General features: G+C 70.3%; 5 protein-coding genes. 3 read left to right on the top strand and 2 right to left on the bottom strand.

Going from position 1 to position 7,070, the window contains the following annotated elements:
• The first annotated feature begins 211 nt into the window (after window positions 1-211).
• Window positions 212-1,999, top strand: coding sequence for a cellulose synthase catalytic subunit (locus HLK59_RS46715; RefSeq protein WP_171147767.1), 1,788 nt, complete (start codon window positions 212-214; stop codon window positions 1,997-1,999).
• A gap of 3 nt (window positions 2,000-2,002) precedes the next feature.
• Complete coding sequence (locus HLK59_RS46710) at window positions 2,003-3,958, top strand: kelch motif-containing protein (protein WP_171147766.1); 1,956 nt, start codon at window positions 2,003-2,005, stop codon at window positions 3,956-3,958.
• A gap of 28 nt (window positions 3,959-3,986) precedes the next feature.
• Here the strand turns inward: HLK59_RS46710 and HLK59_RS46705 are convergent, their stop codons facing one another.
• The gene (locus HLK59_RS46705; RefSeq protein WP_171147765.1) at window positions 3,987-4,982 is read right to left on the bottom strand and encodes a glycoside hydrolase family 6 protein; all 996 of its coding nucleotides are present in this window, start codon (window positions 4,980-4,982) and stop codon (window positions 3,987-3,989) included.
• A gap of 178 nt (window positions 4,983-5,160) precedes the next feature.
• Window positions 5,161-6,153, bottom strand: coding sequence for a winged helix-turn-helix domain-containing protein (locus HLK59_RS46700; protein WP_171147768.1), 993 nt, complete (start codon window positions 6,151-6,153; stop codon window positions 5,161-5,163).
• A gap of 80 nt (window positions 6,154-6,233) precedes the next feature.
• Between HLK59_RS46700 and HLK59_RS46695 the strand changes: the two genes are divergently transcribed.
• The coding region (locus tag HLK59_RS46695) for an MFS transporter (RefSeq protein WP_171147764.1) at window positions 6,234-7,070 on the top strand (837 nt) is incomplete at its 3' end.

The following is a 7,070-nucleotide window of genomic DNA, read 5'->3' as shown; positions in this document are numbered from 1 at the left end:
GCCCCAACACACCGCACCGCCCGACCGAGGACGGACACCCCCCGGTGCGGCCCCGACCCACCACGAACCGCACTGCGCAACGCCCGCCCCCACCAAGGCCGCAGGGGCCGCCGCAGGCATCCACCCACCCACCTGGACCCTCCCAGTTCGACACGCCCCGAAATCTCCACTTTTGTGTGGATATCGGCTCGTTCGATCACTGGAGGGCGCTGTGCGGCCGGAGGGCTACGACTACGACACCCACAGCCGACTTGCCGGACCGCTCACGGAGCCGTCCGCCGAGAAGTACCGGGTGCAGTACACCTCACTCCTCGCAGGCGAGCCGCGCCGAATACGCGCCATCCTCCTGATGACCCTCGCGCCCCTGCTCACCGGCGCCCTGCTGGTCTACCTCGTCTGGCCCACCCACTGGGTGGAGCGCGAGGGCGGCGACGAGTGGATGGTCGGCCTCGACATCACGATGCTCATAGCCATCGCGCTCATCGAGCTGTTCATGGTCGTCAACGTCGTCTCCGTCGCACACGCCACCCTCGTGGCCCGCGACCCCGTCCCCGTCACCCCCGAACCCGGCACCCGAGTCGCCTTCCTCACGACGTACGTCCCGGGCAAGGAACCCCTGGAGATGGTCCGCGCCACCCTCGAAGGCGCCACGAGGATCACCCACACCGGCCCCCTGGACATCTGGCTCCTGGACGAAGGCGACGACGAACCGGCCAAGGCCCTCTGCGCGGAACTCGGCGTACGGCACTTCACCCGCCACGGTGTCCCCGAGTGGAACAGGCCCAAGGGCGTCCACAAGGCCAACACCAAGCACGGCAACTACAACGCCTGGATCGCGATGCACGGCGACGAGTACGACTTCTTCGCCTCGGTCGACACCGACCACGTCCCACTCCCCAACTTCCTTGAGCGGATGATGGGTTACCTCCGGGACCCGGACGTCGCGTTCGTCGTGGGGCCCCAGGTGTACGGCAATTACCACAATCCCGTCACCAAGGCCGCAGAGTCCCAGCAGTTCCTCTTCCACGCGCTGATCCAGCGCGCCGGCAACCGCTACCGCGCACCCATGTTCGTCGGCACCAACAACGTCGTACGCATCGCGGCCGTGAAGCAGATCGGCGGCCTCTACGACTCGATCACCGAGGACATGGCCACCGGATTCGAGCTCCACCGCCACCGCAACCCGGTCACCCGTCACCACTGGCGCAGCGTCTACACCCCCGACGTCCTCGCCGTCGGCGAAGGCCCGGCCTCCTGGACGGACTTCTTCACCCAGCAGATGCGGTGGTCGCGCGGCACGTACGAGACGCTCTTCAAGCAGTACTGGAAGGCACCGTTCACGATGCCGCCCGGGCGGCTCTTCTCGTACACGCTGATGCTCGTCTACTACCCGATGACGGCCGTCAACTGGTTCCTGGGCATCCTGAGCTGCTTCCTGTTCCTCTGGTTCGGCGCGTCCGGCACCCAGGTCGCCGCCTCGGTGTGGCTGATGCTCTACAGCGACGCGGCCGCCCTCCAGATCGGCCTCTACCTGTGGAACCGCCGCCACAACGTCTCCCCGCACGAACCCGAGGGATCGGGCGGCCTCGCGGGCATGGCGATGTCGGCGCTCTCCGCGCCGATCTACCTGAAGTCCTTCGGCGAGGCCCTCATCCGCCGCCCCAGCCGCTTCGTCATCACCCCGAAGGGCGGCGACGCCAGCCCCGACCGGCTGCTCACCTTCCGTATCCATCTGTTCTGGGCGGCCCTCCTCGCCGCCTCGCTGGCCGGCTCGGTCGCCCTGGACCACACACATGTGGCGATGCGCACCTGGGCGGTCCTGGCGATGGCGATATCCCTGGCCCCGGTGGCGGTGTGGGTCTCCACGCGTCTGAAGGAACGCCAGGCCAACCGCTCCACGGCCGCAGCCGGCGCCAGCGCCACCGCCACGCCCCGCCCGGTCGACGGCACCGAGCCCGCCCTCGCCACCACCTCCAGCACCACGACAGGAGGGAACTAGGCCATGGCCTACCAGCCGTCCCAGCGCACCAAGAAGACCGTCCTCGGCATCGGCGGCATCGCCCTCCTCGTCGGCCTCAACGCCCCGGCCGCGCTCGACTTCGCCGGCGACCGGTACTACGCGTACAAGATCGCCCAGCCCGGGTACAAGGCGAAGTACGGGAGTTGGAGCCGGATCGACATCCCGCAGGAGTACCGCACCAACGCCATCCACGCGGCGCTCCTGCACACCGGCAAGGTGCTCATCGTCGCGGGCTCCGGGAACGAGCAGAAGAAGTTCGACGAGGGGTCCTTCGACACCGTTCTCTGGGACCCCGCCACCGACACCTTCAAGAAGATCCCCACCCCCGACGACTTCTTCTGCTCCGGGCACGCCCAACTCCCGGACGGCAGACTCCTCGTGGCCGGCGGCACCGCCCGCTACGAGCTGCTCGACGGCGAGGTCGACCGGGCCGGCGGCGGTATGCGCGTGAAGAACGAGAACCCCGACAAGGCGATGGTCCTGAAGAAGGGGACCCGCTTCCGTTCGCCCGCAGGGGTCGAGTACGCCACCAAGTTCGACGTCACCGTCCCCAAGGCGAAGAAGTCCTTCAAGGTCACCTACAACGCCCGGGGGGTGATGCAGCCCTGGCAGACGAAGGTGACGGCCGCGGAGGCGCGGGTCTTCGTGGAGGCCGTGGAGAAGGGCCCGATGTCCGTCACCGAGAAGCAGGCCCAGTACGAGATCGTGGGCCTGACCGGCAAGGACGCGGACAACGCCTACGGCCTCAGCGAGAAGATCACCCTCGACAAGCAGGACTTCCAGGGCATCCGCGCCGCCTACGAGTTCGACCCGGTCGCCGAGAAGTACATCCCGGTCGACCCGATGGACAAGGCCCGCTGGTACCCGACCCTGGTCGGCCTCGACGACGGCCGCGTCCTCGCCGTCTCGGGACTGGACGACGTGGGGATGATCGATCCGGGCGACAACGAGATCTACGACCCGAAGACCAAGAAGTGGTCCCCCGGTCCGAAGCGGTACTTCCCGACGTACCCCGCCCTCTTCCTCACCAAGGGCGGCAAGCTCTTCTATCCGGCCTCCAACGCCGGTTACGGGCCTGCCGACATGGGCCGCGCGCCGGGGCTGTGGGACCTGAAGACCAACACCTTCGAGAAGGTGCCCGGGCTGCGGGACGCCGACGAGACGGAGACCTCGGCGTCCCTCCTCCTCCCGCCCGCGCAGGACCAGAAGGTGATGATCCTCGGCGGCGGAGGCGTCGGCGAGTCGAAGAAGTCGACCCCGCGCACGGCCGTCGTCGACCTGAAGAAGGACAACCCCGTCTTCGAGGACGGCCCCGACCTCCCGCAGGGCACGCGGTATCTGAACAGCGTGATCATGCCGGACGACACCGTGTTCACCGCGAACGGCGCCGAGGACTACCGCGGCCGCAGCGCCAGCAACATCCTCAAGGCGCAGTTCTACGACCCGAAGGGCAACGTCTTCCGGGAGGCCGCGTCGCCGACGGTGGGCCGCAACTACCACTCCGAGGCGCTGCTGCTGCCCGACGGAAGGGTCGCCAGCTTCGGCTCCGACCCGCTCTACGACGACCAGCAGAACACCAAGCTCGGCCACTTCGAGCAGCGCATGGAGATCTTCACCCCGCCCGCCCTGCACAGCGGCGGCGCCGACCGCCCCGTACTGGAGGACGGGCCGAAGCGGCTCGACAAGAACCACCGTGCGACCTTCCGCACCGACGACCCGGACCGGATCGTCAAGGCCCGGCTGATGCGGCCGAGCGCGGTGACGCACACCACCGACGTCGAGCAGCGCTCCATCGAACTCGGCGTCACGAAGAAGGCGGACGCCGTCACCTTCGACGTGCCGAAGGACTCGGCCCTGGTGCCGCCCGGCTGGTACATGCTGTTCGTGACGGACGCGGACGGCACCCCGTCGGAAGCGAAGTGGATCCAGGTGGACTAGACGAGGCAGGGGCAGGTGAAGTGGCCGGTCAGTCCGGGGAGTTGCCCGCCAGCCCCACGGCGTACTCCGGCCACCACTGCCCGGCGTCCGGACCGCCCTCGCAGGTCCCGTCCGACTCGCCGGGCCGCTTGACCCACAGATAGGCGTCCAGGGCCGTCTCGCCCGTCCTCGTCGTCGGCGCGGTGCCCAGCGCCCGGCCGGGCGGATTGCACCACACGCCGGGCAGCGGCCCGTTGCCGTTGCGGCTGCTGTCGATGACGAAGTGCTTGCCGCCGAGGTCCTTGGAGAGGCGGCGGCCGTACTCCTTGGTGACGGCGTCGGTCTGGAAGTTGGAGACGTTGAGGGAGAAGCCGTCGGCCTTCGCCACGCCCGCCCGCCGCAGGGGCTCGACCAGCTTGCGGGGGTCCTTGATCCAGGACGGGTTGCCCGCGTCCAGGTAGACCTTGGTGTGCGGCTGCCGCTTCAGCCGGTCGATCGCCTCTCCCAGCAACTCCTCGCGCTCGGCGTGGTGTTCGCCCGGCGTGCAGCCGTCCACGATGTGCGCGACGGCGTCCGGTTCGAGGACGACGAGGGCCTTGGCGTCGCCGAGCGCGTCCGCGAACCTCCCGATCCACCGCCGGTAGGTGTCCGCGTCCGCGGCCCCGCCCGCCGAGTGCTGGCCGCAGTCCCGGTGCGGGATGTTGTACGCGACGAACAGTGCCGTGCGGTCCTCGGCCGCGGCGGCCGCGGTGGCCTCTCCGACGGTCGGACCCGGGTCGATCTCACCGGCCGGCCACAGCGCGGTCGGCTGGTCCGCGATCTTCCGGAGCAGCGCCGCGTCCCGGGTGCGGCCCTCCCGCTGCCACAGCTGGATCTGCTGGGCGGCGGAACTGTCGGGGTCCACCCAGAACGGCGACGCCGGGTCCTGGTCCGCCTCCTTGCTGGCCGAGCCGGCGACGGAGGCCTCCTCGACGTCGGATGCGGAGCAGCCTGCGGCGAGCGTGAGGGTGGTGAGGATGGCGAGGGCGTGGGTCAGCCGGGGCATGCTGCTCCCTTGCGGGGGTGACTTTAAGTAAGAATGCGTTACTTATCGTTACATGGATCACGTGTCCGAGCGGTTGGCGACACCGCTGGCGCCGGAGGGCCGTGTGTCGGGTGCGGGTTCGTTGTGGCTGGTCGCGCCCGCGCGGCGGTAGCCGCAGATCCAATACAGCCCCGCGCCCCTATCGGGGCGCCGGCGCGACCCCGCTCAACGCGATCCCCAGTGGCGTGCGCTCGTACAGGACCTGATGGCCGTACCGTCTCGCGGTGAGCAGGCCGGCATCCCGTAGGACCGTCAGATGTGCGGACACGGACGACGGGGCGAGGCCGAGCCGGTGGGCGAGGGCCGTGGTCGTGGCCGGTTCGTCGAGTGCGGCGAGTACCGCGGCGCGGCCGCGTCCCAGGAGTCGTACGAGCGAGTCGGGCGTACGGTCGTCCGGCTCGGTCCACAGGCCCCCGATGCCCCGCGCCGGATACGCGAGGGTCGGCTGCCAGGGCGGATCGTAGGTGCTGACCACGTCCGGCCAGATGAAGACGCTCGGCATGAGCACCAGCCCCTGCCCCTCCAGCCGCCGCTCGTGCTCGCCCCGGTGCTCGACGGTCAGCGTCCCCGCGTCCCAGCCGAACCGCCGGCTGATCTCCGGCAGCAGCCCGCCGAGCCCCACCTCGGCCAGCCGGCGCGAGTGGAAGGTGACGTCGGCCTCCAGCAGGGCGCGCAGCCGGGGCCAGTCCGGGGCGACGAGCGTGTGCCAGACCTCCTCCATCGCGTCGGACAGTTCCCGCACCATCCGGACGGGGTCCCGCATCCAGGCCCGCCCGTGCGCCGACTCCAGCGCGCCGGGTGTGGAGGCGAGCGACTTCGCGGTGTCCGCCCGCGCGGATGCCGGATCGCTCGCCCGTACGGCGGCGATCTCCTCCTCGAAGGTGGCCGCGGGCCCGAGCGGGGGTGGGCCCAGCCAGTCGGGGGAGTGTCCGCGGCGGGGCATCAGCAGCCACAGCGGCGTGAGATCGAGCCCGGCGGCCGCGGTACGGACCCGGCGCAGCCAGGGTGCGTGATAGCCGTGCCGGTCGGGTCGTTTGAGGGTGCGGACGACCTCCTGCGTCTCCCAGAGGGGGGAGATCGCGAAACGGCAGCGGAGGAAGTCGTCCTCACCGAAGTGCAGTCGCGACGGAATGGGACACACCTCCCGCTGAGAAGATTCGGCTGTAACCGAAACTCTAGGGTGCGCGCCGGGCGGTCGGCACGCTGCTGCACATGACGGACGACACCCTCACCGCCGCCCCGCCCACCGGCTACGGCCGCGTCTTCGCCGTACGGGAGTTCCGCGCGGTCTTCGTGGCGCACCTGCTCTCCCTGCTGGGGGTCGTGGTCAGCGAGATCGCGCTCTCGGTCCTGGTCTACGACCTGACCGGGTCACCCCTGATGAGCGCGCTGGCGTTCGCGCTCGGATTCCTGCCGTACGTCGTCGGCGGCACCCTTCTCGCGGGGATCGCCGACCGCTTCCCGGCCCGGCGGGTGCTGGTGGTGTGCGATCTGGTGTGCGCGGTGTGTGTGCTGCCGATGGCGGCGCCGGGGGTGGGTATCGCGCTGCTGCTGACGCTGCGGTGCGCTCTGGCGGTGGTGGCGCCGGTGTTCCAGGGGACGCGGATGGCCACGCTGGCCGACATCCTCGGGGACGGCGATCTGTTCGTGCTGGGCCGCTCGTTGCTGCGGATCGTGTCGCAGAGCGCGCTGCTCGTGGGGTACGGGGTGGGTGGTCTGCTGCTGACCGTCGTGGCGCCGCGGCATGCGCTGCTGATCACGGTGGCGACGTTCTGCGCGTCGGCGGTGCTGCTGCGTTTCGGTACCCGGCGGCGGCCGGCGCGGGCGGGGGCCGGGACCGCCCTGGTGACGGAGTCGCTGAAGGGCGCGCGGCAGGTGTTCGCGAACCGCCGGGTCCGGGTGCTGCTGTTCCTCTTCTGGGTGCCGCCGATGTTCTCGGTGGTGCCGGAGGCGCTGGCGGCGCCGTACGCGGACGATCTGGGCGCGGGGTCGGTGGGGCTGGGACTGCTGATGTGCGCGCTGCCGGTGGGCACGATCGCGGGGGAGCTG

Origin of the sequence: Streptomyces sp. S3(2020), assembly GCF_013044505.1 — a bacterium.
Classification (GTDB): domain Bacteria; phylum Actinomycetota; class Actinomycetes; order Streptomycetales; family Streptomycetaceae; genus Streptomyces.
This window is presented reverse-complemented; position numbering and strand designations above follow the sequence as displayed.